Source organism: Caballeronia hypogeia (genome assembly GCF_001544875.2).
Taxonomy (GTDB): domain Bacteria; phylum Pseudomonadota; class Gammaproteobacteria; order Burkholderiales; family Burkholderiaceae; genus Caballeronia; species Caballeronia hypogeia.
In genome coordinates this window covers 107,579-128,783 of record NZ_FCOA02000024.1, presented here as the reverse complement: position 1 = coordinate 128,783, position 21,205 = coordinate 107,579, and the positions used below count along the sequence as shown (strand labels likewise).

Genomic DNA, 21,205 nt, shown 5'->3' with positions numbered 1-21,205 from the left:
CGACTCAACGCTTGACGGAGGTCGGACCATGACAAATCTTTAACTGCAAATCTGTCCGTCGGAGCGGGTCAATCTCAGTCGTGTCGGAGTCCATGGGCAGAATCGCAGGCGTCTTCGACAGATTATCGACAGGCATCGAAGATGAGGAGCTTGTTTTGGGAGCGACGGCCGCGTTCTCCCACTTCCGTCTGATGTCCAGCGTTGGGACGCTCAAGCGTCTAAATCCGAACCTAAGAATCCGGCTCACAACCACGATGTTCACCGCAGACCTTCGACACAATGAAGTCGATGCGGTCGTACGCTTTGGAAACGGCAACTGGAGCGACGGCACATCCTACTTGCTGTTTGAGGAGCAGGTTTCAGCCGTGTGCTCTCCGAGTTGGCTGAAGGAGAATGGAACGCCTGAAACGCTAGCGGAACTCATGACTTGCTCTTTCATTGCAGACGACCCCACATCAGAAGGTTGGTTGACTTGGGAGCAGTGGTTCCGGGCGCTGGGCGAACGTCCCGGAAAGTTGAAGTACGGCTTGCTCACTTCCCTTTATCCGGATGCGGTTCAAGCGGCGCTCGACGGCCAGGGCATAGTGATGGGATGGAACCGACTGCTTCATGAGCATCTCGCATCCGGACAACTGGTCCGGGTGACGGCTGCGTCTCTGCCGATGCGTGATGCCTACTATCTCGTTGTCCCTCACGGGAGACGAATCACGCCGACGACCCAAACGCTTATTGAGCTTTTGCGTCACGCCGCAGGCGTTACCTGAGGCGGTATGGCCAGCTTTAAATCGGCTCCTGCGACCACCTGCGGCCAGAGATAGCGCGCCAGCCACCGCTGCATCAATTCTGATTTTTCGCAACCTCCCGCCCCCAACGAAGTGGGGCCGTTGCGTTTTGAGATAGCGCGGAGCAACTTCCTGGCGTAGCTAATCCACTGTCAGGAACCGCTTAACAACGAAGGATTCGCTTGTCGAAGCCTGCAAGGTCATTGTTTTTGCTTACCCGAGGCCGCAAGCCGCGCGCGCAGACTTACCAGGAACGTAAGAGGCGTCAGACCATAATCTAAAGTAATACTGCACAGAAAATAAAGCGCATTGACGGCGTTTCCCGACAATTCAATACTGGCGCCAACGCGGGACCATTCGTAGTTCCGTTACCCCTCAACGTTGGAGAAGGACGATGTCTGAGTTTGTGTTGAAACCCCTTGGTGAACTTGTCCGGAGCCGTGAGCCTGGGTGCGGGTTGCCCGGCGAAGTCTTTATCCGACCGGACGTTTTCGATACTGACGTCGATATCTTTTTCCACAAGCACTGGATTGTGGTGGGAGTGACAGCCGATGTTCCGGAGCCAGGCGATGTCTCTGTCGTGGATGTCGGTCGGGCATCGGTCATCATCGTCCGCGATGATGATGAGAACATCCGCGCTTATCGCAATGTGTGTCGCCACCGTGGCGCTCGTTTGAAGGAGGCTGGTAAATCGACGGTCGGTATGCTCGTATGTCCGTACCACCAGTGGACGTATGACCTCGACGGCAGCCTGAAGCACGCCAAGCATATGGGCCAGGATTTCGACGCGACCTGTCGCAACCTGCGACCGGTGCATCTCAAAGTCGTCGGCACGCATATTTTTGTGTGTTTCGCGGACGAGCCGCCGGCTGACATCGCAAAGCTTGACGAAACGATGACGCCTCGCTTTGCCCCGTATGAGTTGCAGAACACAAAAATTGCGTTCGAGTCTGAGATTATTGAAGACGGCAACTGGAAGCTCGTCATGGAAAATAACCGTGAGTGCTACCACTGCGAAGCGGGGCATCCAGAGCTGACGTTGTCGTTCATTCCGGAATCCACCGGCGCGAGCGCGGACGACATGGATGAGGAGGGACGGAAAGCGCTTGACGCATATAACAAGCTCAACGCTGATAGCCAGCAGGATTGGGAGAGCGAGGGCCATGCATGCTCGGCAGTTGAGGAGCTCACAGGCGACGTCGCCACGCATTTCCGCACGCAGCGGCTAATCATCGGAGGCGAGGGCGAGTCGCAGACGATGGATACCAAGGTCGCTTGTCAGAAGCTGCTGGGCGATCTCACCCGTCGTGACCTTGGTGATACGCACATGTGGACACACAATTCGTGGACGCACGTGATGAGTGACCATGCCATGATTAGCTACATCATTCCGCTCACTCCGGACAAAACCCTGGTTCGAACGAAGTGGCTGGTTCACGCGGACGCAGTGGAGGGCGTGGACTATGACGTCACGAAGCTGACGGAGGTTTGGGTCGCGACGAACGCACAGGACGCTAGTCTCGTCGCCATCAATCACCGCGGCGCACAGGACCCGGGGTATATTCCTGGACCGTACTCGCCCACCACGGAGGCCTACGTCGACCAGTTCGTTGGTTGGTATGCAGGGCGTTTGCAGGCTCACGGTGTTTGAGGCTGCCGAGGTTCTCGCCAGGAAGGAGTAACGCAGCAAGGTTTGGAGAAGCTGGTCAGACGGAAGGTACGCGGCAGCGTACCTTTCTCGATGCAGAGGCATCGTTGAGGGCGACGTTCGATACCCTTTTTCCCCTCTTCTCCCAATGGCGCTGCCGCCCCGCCGCTGCAAGCGGGCGTGATTCGGGAGAGGATATCGAAGGCGATCTGCTCGATCTGTGCCGGATGACGGCGCTCCATCGTTCGGCCGGAGACCGAACGGTGTAAACGAATGCTGGCGGTGCGCACCTGGATCTGATCGTCCGCCAGTATGTTGTCGAGCAACTGAAACCACGCTAACCAGCAGGACCGGCGCCAGATGAGGTGGAAGACCGATTCAGCCGATTTGCCAACGATTTTCTGTTGTGCCATCGACGACCGTTGTACGCGTGAAAGCCGCCGTTTTACTGGCGCCGCACCCAGCGGCCGATGAGGGTCGTGAGTGTGAGTTCGCTGGTGCAGGCGGTTGCAGTCCTGCTGCGCGACGCCGACAAGGTCAGCAATCCCCCTGGCTGCTGGCGTTGAACAGAACGTGCCTTAATGTCGGCAAAGGCCGAGCAGCGGCAGAAATTGTCCGATAAGCCTGTGTCCGAAGCAGCCTGCGAGCCGACATTGGAAACCCCAAGTCCGAACAACGTGCAGTGGCCGCAAGCGCCTTTCCCGACGATTCGTGAAGAACCCATTCCTTCGCCACTGCCGCTACCGTTGAAGCGATAGACCTACCGCCTCCCCGCCAACATCGTCCCCCGACAGCCCACCGCGCTGCATCGACAAGCATAAAGCCGCCGGATCGCCGCCGTGCGCCTCCCCTCCACCGTCAACATATAGTCGATGAACAACTCCTGCCCCTTCTCGATCGGCCGGATCGCGCGGATGAACACGCGCTCGCCGTCCTGCTCCGCCTCGCAGTTCGGCGCGCAACTGTGATTGAGCCAGCGCGCGGAATTGCCGCCGCGCGCGCCGTCGATCACGCTGCCGTCGTCGAGGCCGAAGAGGAATGTATGGCCATCTTCCGCGCCCGACTTCGCATGCACGCGCTGCGCCTCCTTCCACGACAGACGCAGCCCTTTGTATTCGAGCAGCAGCGCGCCCATGGGCAGATCGGCGAGCGCGAAGACGCCACGGCCATGAACGGGCGAAGTGCGGACAGTGATTCGACGCATGGTGTGGCGGCTCGCAGAGTGGAAGTTGAATATTTGAGCGATGGCTTGCGCATCGCTATCATGTGGCCGTCATTAATCGTTGTCACGTCCATGCCCGCAGTTTCCCCCCGCAAGAGTAAGAAACGCAAGCCGCTGCGCGGTTCGCTTGCGCGCTACCGTAACCGGATCGTCGAAGTGCTGGGGGAGGCGCGCGGCCAGCGCGTGATGATACGGTCGATTCATGACGACGGCGTGGAGCGGCGCACCGCCGTGAAGTGGACCAGCCTGGCTCCACTGGAGACGGAACTGTTCTGATCTGATGCTCCGCGCCACTGGCCTGGAGCGAGCCTGACATTGGGCGGCAACTTGGACGCCTCGGAAGGAACGACATACCGAGGTCCGTTTCTCGCGTTGAGCACTCCGGTCAGCATAATGCGAACGCCGACAGGCGGAACGGCCCCGATGATCTGAATACGGGAGATGCCGATCCGTCCTTGTGGATCGTTCGAGTATCGCTTGTCGATGACGCATAGCTACGGATTCATCGCCAGCATCCGGACGCTGGATGCGGAGCCATTGGATAGCTGCACCGTCTCCCGCATCGCCTGACCGAGCAGCGTCATCGGCGCGCCGACCGGTAAGCATGTCTGAGCCTGGGCGGTGACCGCGCCCGTCGACAGCCACATCGGGAGCAGCAGGCTCTTCGCGGCGCGCATCGCTTCCGTCCGGCCTCGTTTCGCGTGCAGTGAACTTCTCTTGGCGCTCTGGAAGAAATTTTCCGGAAATCGACGCGTCGCAAGGATGAAACCCCAACCATCGGCCTTTCCCGGGAAATCCAATCATGAGACCCGGTCGACACGCGCCCCGAAAGCGTGCACCCTGACACCAGTCACCCAAGCGCAATTCTCAGTGACTACCCTTATTAGACACATTGAAGTCTTGACGAGTACAATTTGTAGACACACTATGGACACCACTGGAGAACGCATGAAGGCGAATGTTGCGGAGACGGAGCGAGACGAGGGGCAGGCCACGTCTCTCGACCGCAAGGGTGCGCTGGGACAGGCATTGCGGCATCGCATTCTGAGCATGGAACTGGCGCCGGGCGCGAGTCTGGACGAAGTGGCGCTGGCCGAGGAATTCGGCCTGTCGCGGCCGCCGGTGCGGGAGTTGATGCGGCAGATGGCGGCCGAAGGTTATATCGAACTGGAGGCGAATCGCGCGGCGCGCGTCGCCTCGATGAACTACGACTCGCTACGCAACTATTTCCTGGCGGCGCCGCTGATCTACGTGGCGACGACCAAGCTGGCGGCGGCGCACGCCACGCAGGCGGAAATCGATGGCCTGAAGCGAGTGCAGGAACGGTTTCGCGCGGCGGTGGAAGGTGACCAGGTCGATGAAAGAGTGCTGCAGAACGATCAGTTCCATTTCGAGATCGGCAAGATGGCGCACAACCCGTATCTGCTGCCGAGCCTGTGCCGGCTGCTGATCGATCATGCAAGGCTTGGCAAGACGTTTTACCAGCCGCGCGACGAGCGCATGGACGCCGAACTCGCGGAAGCGGTGCAGCAGCACGAAGACATCATCGACGCCATACAGCGCCGGGATTCGGAAGCGGCTGGCGAGGTCGTGCGGGCGCATGTCTATCTCGCGCGCCGGAACATGGCTTCGTACGTGGCGCCCGAAGGCGTGAACGTGCCGATTGAGTTTTAGATTCGCGAACCGGGCGCTCGCTTCGGTTCGTCGTGAAAACCGTATCGAAGAGAGAGTGCCAATGACTGATCTGCTTTCAAGGTCCGAGTATCAGCGGATCGCTCGCGAGATGACGCTGCCGGTATCCGTCGTGATCGACGGCAGGCTTTGCGGTGCGGCATCGGGCGAAACTTTCGCGACGCTCAATCCGGCTACCGGTGAAACTCTCGCCGACCTGCCCGCCTGCTCGGCGAAAGACGTCGATCTGGCGGTGGCGAGCGCGCGCGCCGCATTCGACGACGGCCGCTGGTCCAGGCTGCACCCGGCCGCGCGCAAGCACGCCATCCTCCGTCTGGCCGATCTCATCGAAAAGCACGCGCTGGAGCTTTCCGTCATGGAGAGCCTCGATGCCGGCAAAACGATCTTCGACTGCCAGACCGTGGATGTTCCAGAGACCATCAACGTGCTGCGCTGGCACGCCGAAGCCATCGACAAGATCTACGATCAGGTGTCGCCGCCATCGGACAGCCATATCTCGATGATCGTGCGCGAGCCGGTCGGCGTCGTCGGCCTGGTGTTGCCGTGGAATTTTCCGCTGCTGATGCTCGCGTGGAAGATCGGGCCATCGCTCGCGGCGGGTTGTTCGCTCGTCGTGAAACCCGCCGAGGAAACTTCGCTCACGGCGCTGCGCGTCGCCGAACTGGCGCTCGAAGCCGGCATTCCGCCGGGTGTCTTCAATGTCGTGACGGGCACGGGTCCGGCGGTGGGCGAGCCGATCGGCCGTCATCGCGATATCGACATGGTGTCCTTCACCGGTTCGACGGAGACCGGGCGCCGCTTTCTTTCCTATTCGGCGGAAAGCAATCTCAAGGAAGTCGTGCTCGAAATGGGCGGGAAGAATCCGTGCATCGTCATGCCGGATGCGACGGATCTCGATGCCGTAGCGGGCCACATCGTCAATGGCGCGCTGTGGAACATGGGCGAGAACTGCTCGGCGATCTCACGGCTGATCGTGCATCGCGACGTCAAGGCGTCGTTGCTGGACAAGATCGCGAAGATCGCCGACGAATGGAAGGTCGGCGACCCGCTCGATCCCGCTAACCGCATCGGGCCGCTCGTCTCTCCGCAGCATTTCGACAAGGTGAGCTCGTATCTCTCCGATGACATCGCGGTGATTTATGGCGGCCAGACGAGCGAAGGGCGCTACGTGCACCCGACCATCATCGACGTGGCAAGCAACGACGCGAAGCATGCGCGCGAAGAAATCTTCGGACCGATTCTGGCGGTCATCACGGTGGATAGCCTGAAACAGGCGGTCGATATCGCGAACGATACGGACTATGGCCTCGCCGCTTCCGTCTTCGCCGGCGACGGCAAGCGCGCGCTGCGCGCCGCACGCGCGATCCGCGCGGGCACCGTGACGGTGAATTCCTTCGGCGAAGGCGACATCACGACACCCTTCGGCGGCTTCAAGCAATCGGGCTTCGGCGGCCGCGACAACTCGCTGCACGCGCACGATCAGTACACGCAGCTCAAAACCATCTGGCTCGACCTGAACGACAACGAAACGGACGATCTGTAAAACCATGAAAGACTTTAAATTTCCCGGCATCAATCTCGCAATCAGTACTCCTTTCGACGGAAACGGCAAGCCGGATCACGCGCGACTGGAGCAACTGATCGAGCGTTATCTGGCGGTGGGCATTCGCGGCTTCGTGCTCAGCTCGGGCACCGGCATGCACGTCTATCTTTCGCAGGAAGAATCGAAGGCGCTGGTGGCCTTCGGCGCGAAAGTCATCGGCGGACGGGCGAAGATCATCGCGCAGACTTCGGCGCTGCTCGTCGACGACGTGGTGGAGCGCACGCGTCATGCGGCCGATTGCGGCGTGGACGGCGTGATGGTGCTGCCGCCCTTCTTCGAAGGCCCGACCGATGACGACGGCGTGTTCGAGTTCTACGCCGCCGTTGCGCGCGGCGGGCTGCCGATCATCGGCTATAACGTGCCGCAGGCCGTGGGCGTCGAGATCACGCCGTCGCTGTTGCGACGTCTGTGCGAGATTCCCGAGTTCCTCGCCGTCAAGGACAGCAGCGGCGATCTGGCGAAGCAAGCCGCGCTCGTTCGCACGGGCCTGCCGATGATGAACGGCGCCGACGCGCTCGTGCCCTACGCGCTGTATGCCGGCGTGAGCGGCCTCATCTGGGGTGGCGCCAACTTCGCGCCCAAGACGTGCCTCGAATTCGTCGGCGCGGCGCAAGCGCACAAATGGGACGATGCACGCGAAATCTGGCGCCTGCTCGAACCCGCGATGTCCCTGATCTGGGAAGGCGACTACGTTCAGTCCGTCTATGCCGCCGCCGACATGACGGGCTATGGCGCGGGCAATCCGCGTCGGCCGCTGTCGCGCCTGTCGGCGAAAAAGATCGATGTCCTGCAAAGCGCGCTCGGCGAACTGGTCGAACGCGAGCGGCGCGCCGTTTAAACCGGATTGAATCGGATCGGGCGGAAATCATGTTCGTAACGCGCAAACTTCCTCAGCATCTCGGCCAGTCCGGCTGGGTATCGATGCTGCCATCGCGGCCGCCGCGTCCCGCACTCGATGGCGCCGTGAGCGCCGACATCGCGATCATCGGCGGTGGCTTCGCGGGTCTGTCGGCGGCGCGGCGGCTGTCGCAACTGGACCCGAAACTCAAGGTCGTCGTTCTGGAGGCGGGAGAAATCGCCGAGGGCGCGACGGGACGCAACTCCGGCTTCATCATCGACCTTCCGCACGAAGTTTCGTCGGAGGACTACGGCGGTTCGGACAGCGACGCCCGACGTCACGACTTCAAGGTCCACCGCACGGCGATCGCGCTCGCGCAGGAACTGGCGACGCAAAAGGGCTGGGGCAAGGATATCTTCGATCCGTGCGGCAAGTACAACGTCGCGCTGGGTCCGGAGGGCGACCGGCACGTTGCGTCCTACGCGAAGCAACTGGACAAGGTCGGCGAGCCCTACAGGCTTCTCGATGCACGAGAGATCGCAGCGGTGACGGGAGGCAGCTCGTTCTCGTCCGCGATCTACACGCCGGGCACGGTCATCATCCAGCCCGCGGCGTATATCCGGGGTCTGGCGGATTCGTTCCGCAATCCCGTGAAGCTCTATGAGAACACGCCCGCATTGTCATTCGAGCGTGAAGGCGTGTCCTGGAAGATCAGGACTCCGAAGGGCTCGGTGAAAGCAGGAAAGGTCATCCTCGCGAACAACGGACAGGCGCAGAACTTCGGTCTGTTTCGTGGACAACTGCTGCATGTCTACACATACGCGTCGATGACGGAGGCATTCCGGCCGGAGCGGCTCGGCGGCGAGCGCTCGTGGGCGGCGACACCGGCTTTCCCGATGGGCACGACGGTGCGCCGGGTGCGCGGCGATGACGGCGATCGCATCCTGATCCGCTCGCGCTACACCTATAACCCGCGCATGCAGGTGAGCGAAGGCGCGATCGAGCGCGCCGGGCGGGTTCACGACCGAAAGTTCGAGGCGCGCTTTCCCGGCCTGAAAGGCGTGCCGATGCAATACCGCTGGGCGGGCGCCATGGCCCTGACGTGGAACGGCGTGCCGGCGTTCGGCGAAATCGAGCCGGGCATCTTCGCCGCGATCGCCTGCAATGGCGTCGGCGCCACGAAAGCGACGGCGTCGGGCATCGCCGCGGCCGAGGCGGCGCTGGGCATGGATTCGTGGCTGGTTCAGGTGTTTCGCGGCTTCGCGGCGCCCAGACGGCTTCCGCCGCAGCCATTCCTCACTATCGGCGCGACGGCGAATCTGAGCATGAAGGAATGGTCGGCGGGACTCGAGTGACGGACAACATCGATTGACAGAATGGAGGAGGTCCACATGGACTGGCTCAGCAGGTTTCCACACATGCAGGACGAGACGCTTCTGCATCTCAAGCGCAGCATAGACGACGGATTTCGCGGCTTCACCGCCGCTTACGGCGACCCGATCGACAAGGCGTTCCAGCCATTGCAGGATTTCCTGATGGCGTCCGAACGCTTCATGACGCACACGCCCTGGCCCGTCATCATGCTGCTGGTGGTCGTGGTCGCGTGGGCGGCCAGCAGGAACTGGAAGGTGGTGCTGGGCTGCGTCGCGACGCTTGCGATCATCGGTTACTTCGACATGTGGCAGGACACGATGCGAACCGTGTCGATGATCTTCGTCTGCACGTTGCTGTCGATCCTGATCGGCTTGCCCATCGGTATAGCGATGGCGAAGTCGGACCGGGTTCGTCGCGTGATCGACCCGATCCTCGACGTGATGCAGACCATGCCGAGCTTCGTCTATCTCATTCCGGTGGTCATGCTGCTCGGCATCGGCCGCGTGCCGGGTCTGATCGCCGTGGTCATCTACGCGATCGCGCCGATGATCCGCCTGACGAACCTGGGCATACGCCTCGTCGACCGCGACATTCTCGAAGCCGCGGACGCGTTCGGTTCGTCGGGCTGGCAACGTCTTCTCAAGGTGCAGCTGCCGCTCGCGCTGCCGACCATCATGGCCGGCGTCAACCAGACCATCATGATGGCCCTCGCGATGGTGGTCGTCGCCGCGATGATCGGCGTGCAGGGGCTCGGGCAGCCGGTGCTGAAGGCGATCGCGAACCAGTACTTCACACTCGGCATCTTCAACGGACTTGCCATCGTGGGCATCGCGGTCATCTTCGACCGCGTCAGTCAGGCATATGGCAAGCGGCTCCAGAAGCATCAGGAGGTGGTCCATGGCTGACATTCAGTCCGGCGGCATCAGAATCCAGAATCTCTACAAGATCTTCGGGCCGAGAGCCGCGTCCTATGTCGACGCCGTGAAAAACGGTCTCTCGAAGGCGGACCTTCTAAAGCAGTCCGGTCACGTGCTCGGCCTGAGAGACATCAACCTGGACATTCCGGCCGGTTCGATTCAGGTGATCATGGGTCTGTCCGGTTCGGGCAAGTCCACGCTGATCCGCCACATCAACCGGCTCATCGATCCCACCGCGGGCGAGGTGCTGATCGGCGGCGTCGACGTGTGCAGGATGAAGTTCCGCGACCTGCGCGAATTCCGTCGCCGCCAGACCGCGATGGTGTTCCAGAAGTTCGCGCTCCTGCCGCATCGCAACGTGCTGGACAACGTCATTTACGGGCTCGAAGTCTGTGGCGTCGGACGCAAGGAATCGGTCGGCACGGCGATGGGATGGATCGAGCGCGTGGGGCTCAAGGGCTTCGAGGAACGCTATCCGAATCAGCTCTCGGGCGGCATGCAGCAGCGCGTGGGACTGGCGCGCGCACTTTCGATGGACGCGCCCGTGCTGCTCATGGACGAGGCGTACTCGGCGCTCGACCCGCTCATCCGCATGGACATGCAGACCGTGCTGCTGGACCTGCAAAAGGAAATCCGCAAGACCATCGTCTTCATCACGCACGACCTGGACGAGGCGCTGCGGCTCGGCGACCAGATCGCCATCTTGCGCGACGGCTGCATGGTGCAGCAAGGCACGAAGCAGGACATCGTCCTGCGGCCCGCTGACGAATACGTGACCAACTTCGTCAAGCAGGTGAATCGCGGACGCGTGGTGTCGGTGGACGGCGTGATGTCGCCGCTGCGCGCGGGCGTGGCGGCGGCAGGCAGGCACGTCGCGGCCGATACGACCATCGAAGACGCCATCTCGGTGCTGACGCGCGACTCCGGCAACGATCATCTGATCGTCGTGGGCGAGGGAAGTCGGCCGCTCGGCACGGTGAGTCTGCGTCAACTGGCGTGCGCGCTGATCACGCCGGACGAAGCAGCCGACGCCGCGCGCGTGCCCGTGGACGATCGCGCCGCCGTCTACGCTCCGGCCGAAGCCTCGCGCGGGTAAATGATTTTTCGCTGAACCAGCTTGTTCGACCTCTTGGGAAACTGCAATGAAACTGAAACTGTTTGGCGCCCTTGCCGTGGCGGGCGTGTTCTGTGGCGCGTCGCAGGCCAACGCCGCGAGTTGCGGCAACGTGACCATCGCGAGCATGAACTGGCAGAGCGCGGAACTCGAAGCCGCCGTCGACAAAGTCATTCTCGGCGAAGGCTACGGCTGTCAGGTGAACATGGTGATCGGCGACACGGTTCCGACCATCACGTCAATGGTGGACAAGGCAAAGCCCGACATCGTCTCGGAAGGCGCGATCGATCTGCTGCCCGCCATCGTCAAGCAGGGGATCGACGCGAAGAAGATCGTCATGGCGTCGAAGGTGATTCAGGAAGGCGCGGTATATGGCTGGTACATCCCCAAGTATTTCGCCGACGCCCATCCCGAGATCAGGACGATTCCCGATGCGCTGAAACACCCCGAGCTGTTCCCCGATCCCGAGAATCCGGGCAAGGGCGCGATCTATAACGGTCCGCAAGGTTGGGGCATGACGGTCAATACCGCGCAGTTGTTCAAGGCGTACAAGGCCGACAAGGCTGGTTTCCGGCTGATCGACACCGGTTCCGCCGCGGGCCTCGACGGGGCGCTCGCCAAGGCGTACGAGCACAAGCAGCCGTGGCTCGGCGTGTACTGGTCGCCTACCTCGCTGCTCGGCAAGTACCAGATGGTGAAGCTCGAGGCCGGCGTTCCGGTCGACGAAGCCGAGTGGAAGCGTTGCACGACCGTGGCCGATTGCCCCGATCCGAAGCCGACGGCGTGGCCGCCGGGACGTCTCTATACGCTGATCGCCAAGCCGTTCGCGGACAAGGCCAGCCCGGACGTGATGAAATACCTGAACACGCGCACCTTCAAGACCGCCGACGTCCAGCAGGTCATGGTCTGGATGACCAACAACCAGGCAACCGGCGAGGATGGCGCGAAACGCTTCCTCAAGGAGAAGCAGGACGTCTGGACGAAGTGGGTCACGCCGGACGCAGCGGAAAAGATCAAGGCATCGCTGTGAAGTCTATGAAGACGAGCCGAGTCGGCGATCCGTCGCCGCCTCGACTCTTCAACGCGTTGCAGGGCTCACGATGAAAACACTCAACGATGGCGCGAAAGGTTATCGACGGCTCATTCCTTCGCTGACGGCGCTCGTCTAGTCATGCTGTTTTTCGTGACCGACTTCGCCGGAATGGAGCGGCTGCTTCAGGACTGGCGCGCAACCGCGGGCGTGGTCGTCGGCCTCGGCACGCTCTTGACCGGCGCGGCGTTCCTGATCTATTACTACCTGCTGGAGAAGCTCGGCGCGGTCGCTTCGTCGAGTTCGAACTATCTCGCGCCGGCTGTCGCGCTGCTGATCGGCTGGGCGGTCGGCGAACGCTTCGGATTGCCGGAGACTGTGGCCATGGTCCTGATCTTCGGCAGCATCGCGCTGCTCCAGATTGGGCAGCAGCGGGCGTCCGGCGAGTCGCGCATGTCGCGCCGCGTATCGGGCGATGGCGTGCGCGCGGCGGAGGGAAGCTAGAAACGGTCGGCGCGGAACGGGTGCGGATCGACCAGCGGACGCTCGCCCGTCATCATCTCGGCGATGAGCCGGCCCGTGATCGCGCCGAGCGTCAGCCCGTGGTGCGCATGCCCGAACGCGAACCAGAGATTCTCGTGGCGCGGCGCGGGTCCGATCACCGGCATCATGTCGGGCGTGCACGGGCGACGTCCCAGCCACGGTTCCGCATCAATGCGCTCGCCGAGCGGAAAGACAGTGCGCGCAAAGGGTTCGACCGCATCGAGTTGCACCGGCGTTTTCGGCGCATCGCGAAAGCCGAGTTCGACGCCGGTCGTCAGGCGGATTCCACGAACCATCGGCGTAATCAGGTAACCGATTTCGGCGTCGAGGACCGGCTGGTTCAACGTCGCGCCCGGCCCGGCCGTGTAGTGCATGTGATAGCCGCGCTTGACCTCGAGCGGCAGCGCATAGCCGAGCTTCGCGGTCAGATCGCCGGACCACGGTCCCATTGCCAGGACGGCCTGTTCGGCTTCGACGATTCCGTCTTGCGTGTTCACGCGCCAGGCTGGCTGCAGCGTCGCGGCGTCGCCTGTGAGCACGGCGCCGCCGAGACGCTCGAAGAGCGCCGCGTAGGCGGTGACGAGGCCCGCCGGATCGCTGACCGAATCGGCCGACGGGTAGCGCACGGCGGCGCGCAACACCGGATCGAGCGATGGTTCCGCTTCGCGCAAGGCCGCGTCGCTCAGGACTTCGTACTCGACGCCGTATTCCGCCCGCCAGCGCGAAGCCTCGGCCACGGCGCGGTCGAAGGCCTGGCTCGTGCGAAACGCCTTGATCCAGCCGCCTTCTCTGAGCAGCGCCTGTGCACCGGCTTCTTCGATCAGCGCGCGATGCTCGTCGATGCAATGTTCGATCAGCGTCGAATAGGCCTTCGCGATCCGCGCGTGGCGGTCGGCGCGCGAGTGATGCCAGTAGCTGATGAGGAACGGCATCAGCTTCGGCATGGCCCGCGGGTGATAGCGGACGTCGGTCGAGCGATTGGCGGCATAGCGCGCGAGCGCGGCGAGATCGCGCGGAAACGCATACGGATACACGCCTTCGCGCTGGATCAGGCCGGCGTTGCCGAGCGAGGTTTCCTGCCCCGGCGCCCGGCGATCCACGAGCGCGGTGCGCAGGCCGCGCCGCTGCAGATGCACGGCGATCGAAACGCCGACGATGCCGCCGCCGAGAACCATTGCATCGAATTTCATGGCTTCAGTCGAAATCCACGTCGTTGCTGCGGCGCAATGCGTCCAGCCGGCGGATCTGCTCTGGCATGATGCGGCCGAGCGACAGGGGCGGCAGACCGTCGAGCGCGAAAAAGCCGACCGCGTCCGTCTCCGCGCCGACGAGCTTGCCGGCCTTCACGACCTCGCCGAGAAAGACGAGCTTCCAGATGTGGAACACCGAAGGCGGATGAGGATGCTTCGCCATATCCCAGGCTGCGAGCAGACGCACGATATCGACCGTATAGCCGCTTTCCTCGCGCACTTCCTTGGCTGCATTTTCGGCGGGCGACAAACCGACGTCGGCCCAGCCGCCGGGAAGCGACCAGAGGCCGTCGGCGGCCTCGCGCACGAGCAGGATGTGCCCGGCTTCGTTGAACACCGCGCATCGGACATCGAGCTTCGGGTTCGCATAGCCCGTTTCGAATGCGAAAAGCTCGGCTACGCGGGCGACGTCCATCGATGCGATTTCAGCGATCTGCGCATGCGCGATCGCCGCGACTTCTTCGTAGCGTTCACGGTCGAATACGCCGGTCGTGTAGTGCAGGCCGGTTTGCGCGAGCGCGAGGAGCCGGCGCGCCTGCTCCAGACGTTGGATGGATTGCGGGTCCTCGGGTGGCATGGGCTATTCGTCTTGCGTGTGCGGGGGATCTCCGGCGCATGATAGCACCGGCATTTTCCCCGACGGCGGGCGCCCGCGCCATTCATTCGGCGACGGGCTCCAGCAGCCGTCCCGCCTCCTTCATGCACGCGCCGCTCTTGATGACCAGCGGAATGTGCTCGCCCTGCCCGAGGAGCAGCGAAATATCCTCCACCGGGTCGCCATCGACGACGACGAGATCCGCCATCGCGCCGACGGCCACGGTGCCGCGCACGCCCGCTTCGCCCGTGATTTCGGCGGCCACGCAAGTCGCCGAGCGGATCGCCTCGACATTGCCGACGACCTCGGCGCGCACCGCGAATTCATCAGACTGGAAAGCGTGCAGCTCGCCCAGCATGTCGGAGCCGAAGCCGACCTTCACGCCCTCGCGCGCCAGCAGCGCGAGCGCCCGCCGGCCGACCGAGCGCGCGCCGTCGATCTTCGCGAGCGACTCGGCGGGAAAGCCGAGCGCCGGTCCTTGTTCGACGAGGCGATCCAGCGTGGCGATCGTCGGCACGACGGCGACGCCGCGCTCGACCAGCAGCCGCGCGGTTTCCTCATCGATCAGATTGCCGTGCTCGATGCATTTCACGCCGCACTCCACGGCGCGGCGAATCGCGCGCGCGGTGTAGGCGTGCGCCATCACATAAGTGCCCGCGGCTTCCGCCTCCTGAACCGCGGCGCGCAGTTCCTCCGCCGAATACTGCGTGTTGGTGATCGGATCGTTGGGCGAAGCCACTCCGCCCGACGCCATCACCTTGATCTGCGACGCGCCCTTGAGCAGCTCCTCGCGCACCGCGAGCCGCATCGCATCGACGCCGTCGACCACGCGCGCGATCGCGCCCTGACGGCCGAGGCAGCCGCATGCGTCGTCGAGCTTGTCGTTGCGCTGGCGGAAGTCGCCATGCCCGCCCGTCTGCGACAGCGCCTTGCCCGACGACAGGATGCGCGGTCCCCACAGCACGCCGCTGTTGACGGCCTCGCACATGCCGAAGTCGGCGCCGCCCGCGTCGCGCACGGTGGTGAAGCCGCGATTGAGCATGCCGCGCAGGATCGGCAGCGTCCTCAGCGCGGCGAGGAAATTCGGCATGGCGGCGTTGGCGCCGAGATTGGTGTTCGACGCGACGACGTGAACGTGCAGATCGATAAAGCCGGGAAGCAGCGTCCTGCCCGGAAGACGTATCCTGCGCGCGCCGGCGAACTGCGACGGCACGTCGCCGATCGCGGCGATCCTGCCATCGGCTATGCAGACATCGACGTGGGTACGACGCTGGTTCGTGGCCGGATCGAAAACGTTGACGCCTTCGAGTACTAACGTGCTCATGTCTTTCCTCAGGACTGGTGGGGCTTCATCAGGCGCGTGCCGATCAGACTCACGACCGCCGCGAAGATGATGTAGTAAGACGCGGATTCGGCGTCGCCGGTGGCCTGCGTGAGCCACGTGATGATGAACGACGCAAAGCCGCCGAAGATGGTCACCGCGCCGTTATAGGCGAGCGACAAACCGGTCGTGCGCACGCGGCTCGGGAACATCTCGGTGAACAGCGCGAGAATCGGGCCGGTGTACGCGGCGATCAACACGCCGAAGATCGCCTGGAAGATCAGCAGCGTGGTGAAGTCGGGCGACCTGATCAGATGCGAGAACAGCGGATAGCTGGCGATCAGGATGATCAGCGCGGCGACCGAGACGACGCGCTGCTTGCCGACCTTGTCGGAGAGCGCGCCGAACACCGGCGCCATCACCATCAGCACGACGCCGCTGACGATGCCCGACGTGAACCCTTCGCGCTGCGTCATGTGCAGATACTTCACGACGTAAGTCGGGATATAGAACAGGATCACGTAAGTGCAGACGGTCCACAGCACGACCATCAGCAGGTTGGAGATCACGCCGCGCGGATACTCGCGAATCACGTCGCGCAGCGGCGTGTTGGTGTGATGCTTCTCGGACTTGAACTCGGGCGTCTCGTCGATCTTCAGCCGGATGTAGTAGCCGACGGGCGCGACGAGCATCCCGATCACGAACGGAATGCGCCATCCCCAGGAGGTCAGCGATTCGGCGGACAGGCTCGTCGTGATGAGCGTGCCGGTGAGGCTGCCGATGACCACCGCGAAACCCACGCTCGTCTGGATCCAGCTCGAATAGAACGCGCGCCGGTTCGCGGGCGCGTGCTCGGTGAGAAACGCGGTCGCGCCGCCCATCTCGCCGCCCGCCGACAAGCCCTGCAACAGCCGCGCGATCACGATGAGGCACGGCGCCGCAATGCCGATGGATTCATACGTCGGCGCGAACGCGATGATCGCCGAGCCGAGCGCCATCACCAGCATGGCGAGCGACAGGGCGCGCTTGCGTCCGACCTTGTCGGCATAGATGCCGAACGCGATGCCGCCGAGCGGCCGCATGACGAAGCCGACGCCGAACGTGGCGAGCGCCAGCAGCAGCGAAGTGGTCTCGTTGCCCGAGGGAAAGAACAGCTTGCCGATGATCGCGGCGAAAAAGGCGTAGCCGGAGAAATCGAACCACTCCAGACCGCTGCCGATCACCGTCGCGAGGATCGCCTGCCGGCGAGTCACTGTCCGTGCGGGCGGCTGCCCGGCCACCAGCATCTCGTTTGATGCACCAGTTGCCATCTGGACCTCTCCGAATAGTCGTTGAGCGAGGTGAGCGTTCGCGAATCGTCACGGGATCAATGTAATTTTCGAGATGGCGAAGCCATAACGCTAATTTCGCAAACGCGCTTGCAAAAAACGCAAGCCGGTCCGGGCGCAGCTCAGATGGATGCGGCCTGGCTGATGGCCCAGTCGCGAAAGCGTCGTGCGGCCGGCGTCTCCGCGCGTTCGGAGGGCCACGTGACGAAGTACGCGCCGCCCATGGTCGCGTGCGAGTCGGATGCGCGCACGAGCGCGCCATGTTCGATGAGCGGATCGATCACGCGCTTCCAGCCGAGCGCGACGCCCTTGCCATGCGCGGCAAGCTGCACGATGAGCGGATAGCTGTTCACGATGATCGTCTGACTGAACGCCGGCCGTTCGAGCCCGGCGCGCTCGAACCAGCTATGCCACGACATCCAGCTTCGCTCGGCGTCTTCCAGAACGAGCAAGGTGCAAGACAGCAACTCGACGGGCGCGAGGGTGCGGCCATCGAGATAGGACGGCGAGCAGACGGGAAACACTTCCTCGTCGAAGAGCTTTTTCGTGTGCGTGCCGGGCACGTCGGCCTGACGCAGGTAGAAGACGCCGACGTCGTACTCCGCCGGCGAAACCACGCCGAAATGGTCGCGCACGATGATGCGCAGCTCGACATCGGGATTGGCGTCGATGAACGAGCCGATGCGCGGCGCGAGCCAGAACGCGGACAGTCCCGCCGTGCACGACACGGTGAGGCGCGACTTGACGACGCGCGCCATCAGGCTCGACGTGACGCTGGTGCACAGCTCCAGCATGCGCCGCACGTCGACGGCGTAGGTTTCGCCCGCGGGCGTGAGCCGCAGCGCGTTGTGCTCGCGCACGAACAGCCGGCGGCCGAGAAAGCCTTCGAGCTGTGAGATCTGACGGCTCACCGCGCTCGTGGACAGATGCAGCTCCTGCCCCGCGCGCGTGAAGCTCAGATATCGCGCGCTGGCTTCGAAGGCTTGCAGGCAGGCGAGCGGCGGCAGCGGAGAGAGAGCCATGACAGGTGGCGCGAGCGTGTTGCGCGACTTTCGGATGAGATGCGTGCAGCATAGCCGAACGCCGGACCCGTCAATTTTCGAAAGCGCTAGCCGCCCGACAGGCCGCGCGCCTGATCCAGCAGCGCGGCGGCGGCGAGATATTCCCGGCGCCCGGCCATCGTGAGCGCGGCAATGGCGGTGTCCTTGAACAACTCATCGTCGGATGTCGCCGGCGTTCCGATGCGCGTCCGGCGCAAGCGGAAAAACGCCAGCATCTCGAAGGCCTGCGCGCGTTGGGCTTCGTCGGCCGCGCCCGACGCGACGAGTTCCGCCGCGCCGACGAGCTGATCCAGCGCGCTTTCGTAATCTGCCCGTTCCATCGCAATGCTCCCCGAAGAAGGTTGGCCGCTAATTCTCGCTCGTTTTGGTTCAAACTAGCGCATCGCCCATCAACTCGAAACAACGAACGGAGACAACGCATGGCGGCAAGCGAAGCGGTAATGGCATTGCGTGAAGCGCTCGGCGCGCAGGTCGTGGCGCTGCCCGACGAATTCGGCGACCGGCGCGTGGCCGACTGGAGCGGCGTGCCCGGCGCGACGCCGCTCGCGATCATCCGCCCGCGCACCACCGATGAAGTCGCGCAGGCGCTCGCCATCTGCTCGAAGCACAAGCAAACGGTGGTCACGCAAGGCGGACTCACCGGTCTCGTCGGCGGCGCGAATCTGCTCGGCGGCGAAGTGGCGCTGAGTCTCGACCGCATGAATCGCATCGTCGAGATCGATGCCGTGTCCGCCACCATGACCGTCGAAGCCGGCACGCCGCTGCAAGTGGTTCAGGAAGCGGCGAGCGCGGCCGGCTTCTACTTTCCGCTCGATCTCGGTGCGCGCGGCAGTTGCTCGATCGGCGGCAATCTCGCGACCAATGCGGGCGGCAACCGCGTCATCAAGTACGGCATGATGCGCGATCAGGTGCTCGGCGTGGAAGCGGTGCTCGCGAGCGGCGAGATCGTCGGCGGGCTGAACAAGATGATCAAGAACAACAGCGGCTACGACTTGCGGCACTTGCTGATCGGAAGCGAAGGCACGCTCGCGGTCATCACGCGCGTCGTGTTGCGGCTGCGCCCGCAGCCGACGGCCACGGCGACCGCATGGTGCGGCCTGCCGGACTTCGCCGCCGTCACCACGTTGCTCACGCGCGCGCAGGCGAGCCTCGCGGCGGGCGTGTCGGCGTTCGAGGTGATGTGGGCGGGCTATCACGATACGGTCATCGCGAACCTCTCGACTCTGCGCGCGCCGCTGGCCGAAGCGCATCCGTTCTATGTGCTGCTCGAGAGCGTCGGCGCTGATCCCGTGCGCCACAACGAAGCCTTCGAGGAGTTTCTCGGCGCGATGCTCGAAGCGGGCATCGTGAGCGACGCGGCGATTGCATCGACGGAAGCGCACGCACGCGATTTCTGGGCGATTCGCGACGCGCCCGGCGAATACGACCGCTTCATTCCGAACCATGCCGCCTACGACGTGAGCTTTTCCATCGCGCAGGTCGGCGACGCCGCGCAGCAATGCGAGGCGCGTCTGCGCGCGCACTGGCCCGACGCGATCGTGATGACCTACGGCCATCTGGGCGACGGCAACATCCATATCGTGGTGGACGTGCCGGGCCGCGGCAAGCAGGATCACGACGACGTCGACCGCGTGATCTACGACGTCACACGCGAGTTCGAAGGCTCGATCTCGGCGGAGCACGGCATCGGCGTGAAGAAGCGCGAGTATCTGCACCTCGTGCGCCGCGACGCCGATATCGCCTCGATGCGCGCGATCAAGGCCGCGCTCGATCCGCTCGGCCTGCTCAATCCCGGCAAGGTGTTCTAGCCGCGCTTGTGCGAATGGCGGTGGTGAATGTCGGGGAAATGCGCGTGCGTGTGCGTGATCGGCAGATGCACGTGCGCGTGCGTATGCGGTTCGTCGCCGGAATACGGAAAGTCGTGCTCGTGCCGATGATGCTCGTCGTGCGTATGGCGATGCGTATGTTCGAGCCGCTCATGCGTGTGTTCGTGCTCGTGCCGTTCGCGCACGTGCAGCCACACGCCGAGCGCCATCAGCGCGGCGGCGCACCAGAACGCGAGGCCCGGCGCTTGCGGCCAGATCGCGAGTGAGAGCGCCACGCCAGACACCGGCGCGACCGAGAAGTACGCGCCGGTGCGCGCCGTGCCGAGATGACGCAGCGCGATCACGAACAACACGAGACTCACGCCGTAGCCGCCGAAACCGGTCGCCATCGCGGCGAGCGCGACATGCGGCGCGGGCGGATGCGCGCCCATCGCGAGCGCGATGCCGAGGTTCGTCGCGCCCGCGACGAGCCCTTTCGCGCAGGCGATGACGGTGGCGTCGGCGGTGGAAATCTTGCGCGTCAGATTGTTGTCGATGGCCCAGAACAGGCACGCCAGCGCGATCAGCAGCGCGCCGCCCGAGGTTTGCGTGCCGCCCGGTTGCCACGCGAGCACCGCGCCGCCCGCGACGATCGCGACCATGCCGAGAAACACGGAAACATCCACGTTCTCGCGAAACACGATCCACGCGATGAGCGCGGTCAGCACGCCTTCGAGATTGAGCAGAAGCGCGCTGGTCGCGGCGGGCGTGCTCGTCAGGCCGAGCATCAGCAAGGCGGGACCCGCGACCCCGCCGAACGCGATCGCGCCGACAAGCCACGCGAGTTCGCGCGGACGCACGCCTGCCGACTTCGCTCGCATGATGCGGCGGCCGAGCAGAACCGCGCCGAGGCCGATGCCGCTGCCCAGATAAAACAGGCCGGCGACCATGAATGGCGGCATCGGACCGAGCAGCGCCTTGGCGATGGGCGTGGTCGCGCCGAAGAGCGCGGCGGCGGTGAGGGCGATGAGAATCGCGGTATATCGGTTCTGCATGAGGTTCAGTCTAAATCGACCGGGGCA

General features: G+C 63.7%; 22 protein-coding genes. 12 read left to right on the top strand and 10 right to left on the bottom strand.

Features of this window, described 5'->3' with window-relative positions; translation table 11 throughout:
- The first annotated feature begins 92 nt into the window (after positions 1-92).
- Complete coding sequence (locus tag AWB79_RS27935) at positions 93-764, top strand: LysR substrate-binding domain-containing protein (RefSeq protein WP_232471051.1); 672 nt, start codon at positions 93-95, stop codon at positions 762-764.
- A 412-nt stretch (positions 765-1,176) separates the two neighbouring features.
- A complete protein-coding gene (locus AWB79_RS27930) occupies positions 1,177-2,433 on the top strand; it encodes an aromatic ring-hydroxylating oxygenase subunit alpha (protein ID WP_061170692.1) in 1,257 nt (418 codons plus the stop codon).
- Here the strand turns inward: AWB79_RS27930 and AWB79_RS40170 are convergent.
- Together AWB79_RS40170 and AWB79_RS27925 are read right to left on the bottom strand one after the other, a co-directional pair.
- The gene (locus AWB79_RS40170) at positions 2,421-2,843 is read right to left on the bottom strand and encodes a hypothetical protein (RefSeq protein WP_198399112.1); all 423 of its coding nucleotides are present in this window, start codon (positions 2,841-2,843) and stop codon (positions 2,421-2,423) included. The two genes, AWB79_RS27930 and AWB79_RS40170, sit on opposite strands and share 13 nt — an antisense overlap.
- A gap of 347 nt (positions 2,844-3,190) precedes the next feature.
- The gene (locus tag AWB79_RS27925) at positions 3,191-3,634 is read right to left on the bottom strand and encodes an SET domain-containing protein (RefSeq protein ID WP_061170691.1); all 444 of its coding nucleotides are present in this window, start codon (positions 3,632-3,634) and stop codon (positions 3,191-3,193) included.
- Between the two features lie 18 nt (positions 3,635-3,652).
- On the opposite strand from AWB79_RS27925, the gene AWB79_RS27920 reads away from it, so the two are divergent.
- Positions 3,653-3,928, top strand: coding sequence for a hypothetical protein (locus tag AWB79_RS27920; protein ID WP_232471050.1), 276 nt, complete (start codon positions 3,653-3,655; stop codon positions 3,926-3,928).
- A 218-nt stretch (positions 3,929-4,146) separates the two neighbouring features.
- Here AWB79_RS27920 and AWB79_RS39735 read toward each other — a convergent pair whose 3' ends face one another.
- The gene (locus AWB79_RS39735; protein WP_157695870.1) at positions 4,147-4,452 is read right to left on the bottom strand and encodes a hypothetical protein; all 306 of its coding nucleotides are present in this window, start codon (positions 4,450-4,452) and stop codon (positions 4,147-4,149) included.
- Between the two features lie 148 nt (positions 4,453-4,600).
- Here AWB79_RS39735 and AWB79_RS27910 point away from each other — a divergent pair, with 148 nt between their 5' ends.
- The 8 genes from AWB79_RS27910 (at position 4,601) to AWB79_RS27875 (ending at position 12,724) form a co-directional block, all read left to right on the top strand.
- Complete coding sequence (locus AWB79_RS27910) at positions 4,601-5,326, top strand: GntR family transcriptional regulator (RefSeq protein WP_061170689.1); 726 nt, start codon at positions 4,601-4,603, stop codon at positions 5,324-5,326.
- 61 nt (positions 5,327-5,387) lie between these two features.
- Positions 5,388-6,887, top strand: a complete 1,500-nt coding sequence (locus AWB79_RS27905; protein ID WP_061170688.1) for an aldehyde dehydrogenase — start codon at positions 5,388-5,390, stop codon at positions 6,885-6,887.
- A 4-nt stretch (positions 6,888-6,891) separates the two neighbouring features.
- The gene (locus AWB79_RS27900; protein WP_061170687.1) at positions 6,892-7,785 is read left to right on the top strand and encodes a dihydrodipicolinate synthase family protein; all 894 of its coding nucleotides are present in this window, start codon (positions 6,892-6,894) and stop codon (positions 7,783-7,785) included.
- A gap of 29 nt (positions 7,786-7,814) precedes the next feature.
- Positions 7,815-9,140, top strand: a complete 1,326-nt coding sequence (locus tag AWB79_RS27895; RefSeq protein WP_061170686.1) for an NAD(P)/FAD-dependent oxidoreductase — start codon at positions 7,815-7,817, stop codon at positions 9,138-9,140.
- 36 nt (positions 9,141-9,176) lie between these two features.
- Positions 9,177-10,064 (top strand): ABC transporter permease, encoded by an 888-nt coding sequence (locus tag AWB79_RS27890; protein ID WP_061170685.1) that lies wholly within the window; start codon positions 9,177-9,179, stop codon positions 10,062-10,064.
- Positions 10,057-11,172 carry a quaternary amine ABC transporter ATP-binding protein gene (locus AWB79_RS27885; protein ID WP_061170684.1) on the top strand — a complete coding sequence of 372 codons (1,116 nt, stop codon included), beginning with the start codon at positions 10,057-10,059 and terminating at the stop codon, positions 11,170-11,172. Before AWB79_RS27890 ends, AWB79_RS27885 begins: the two co-directional genes overlap by 8 nt.
- Before the next feature lie 46 nt (positions 11,173-11,218).
- Positions 11,219-12,220 (top strand): glycine betaine ABC transporter substrate-binding protein, encoded by a 1,002-nt coding sequence (locus tag AWB79_RS27880; protein WP_061170683.1) that lies wholly within the window; start codon positions 11,219-11,221, stop codon positions 12,218-12,220.
- 141 nt (positions 12,221-12,361) lie between these two features.
- Complete coding sequence (locus tag AWB79_RS27875) at positions 12,362-12,724, top strand: EamA family transporter (protein WP_082862487.1); 363 nt, start codon at positions 12,362-12,364, stop codon at positions 12,722-12,724.
- Here AWB79_RS27875 and AWB79_RS27870 read toward each other — a convergent pair.
- The 6 genes from AWB79_RS27870 to AWB79_RS27845 all read right to left on the bottom strand — a co-directional run bounded on the left by AWB79_RS27870 (position 12,721) and on the right by AWB79_RS27845 (position 18,638).
- Complete coding sequence (locus tag AWB79_RS27870; protein WP_061170682.1) at positions 12,721-13,953, bottom strand: NAD(P)/FAD-dependent oxidoreductase; 1,233 nt, start codon at positions 13,951-13,953, stop codon at positions 12,721-12,723. The two genes, AWB79_RS27875 and AWB79_RS27870, sit on opposite strands and share 4 nt — an antisense overlap.
- A gap of 4 nt (positions 13,954-13,957) precedes the next feature.
- Entirely contained in the window at positions 13,958-14,590 is a 633-nt protein-coding gene (locus AWB79_RS27865; RefSeq protein WP_061170681.1) for an NUDIX hydrolase, read from the bottom strand.
- Between the two features lie 82 nt (positions 14,591-14,672).
- On the bottom strand, positions 14,673-15,932 hold the full coding sequence (locus AWB79_RS27860; protein WP_061170680.1) for a metal-dependent hydrolase family protein: 1,260 nt from the start codon (positions 15,930-15,932) through the stop codon (positions 14,673-14,675).
- Between the two features lie 8 nt (positions 15,933-15,940).
- A complete protein-coding gene (locus tag AWB79_RS27855) occupies positions 15,941-17,215 on the bottom strand; it encodes an MFS transporter (RefSeq protein WP_061170679.1) in 1,275 nt (424 codons plus the stop codon).
- 164 nt (positions 17,216-17,379) lie between these two features.
- Positions 17,380-18,279, bottom strand: a complete 900-nt coding sequence (locus AWB79_RS27850; RefSeq protein WP_061170678.1) for a LysR substrate-binding domain-containing protein — start codon at positions 18,277-18,279, stop codon at positions 17,380-17,382.
- Positions 18,280-18,365: 86 nt separating this feature from the next.
- Positions 18,366-18,638: a hypothetical protein gene (locus AWB79_RS27845; RefSeq protein WP_061170677.1), complete on the bottom strand. Its 273-nt coding sequence runs from the start codon at positions 18,636-18,638 to the stop codon at positions 18,366-18,368.
- A gap of 99 nt (positions 18,639-18,737) precedes the next feature.
- On the opposite strand from AWB79_RS27845, the gene AWB79_RS27840 reads away from it, so the two are divergent.
- Positions 18,738-20,126, top strand: a complete 1,389-nt coding sequence (locus AWB79_RS27840; RefSeq protein WP_061170676.1) for an FAD-binding oxidoreductase — start codon at positions 18,738-18,740, stop codon at positions 20,124-20,126.
- Here AWB79_RS27840 and AWB79_RS27835 read toward each other — a convergent pair.
- Positions 20,123-21,178: a DMT family transporter gene (locus tag AWB79_RS27835; RefSeq protein WP_061170675.1), complete on the bottom strand. Its 1,056-nt coding sequence runs from the start codon at positions 21,176-21,178 to the stop codon at positions 20,123-20,125. The genes AWB79_RS27840 and AWB79_RS27835 overlap by 4 nt on opposite strands.
- Positions 21,179-21,205 lie beyond the last annotated feature (27 nt).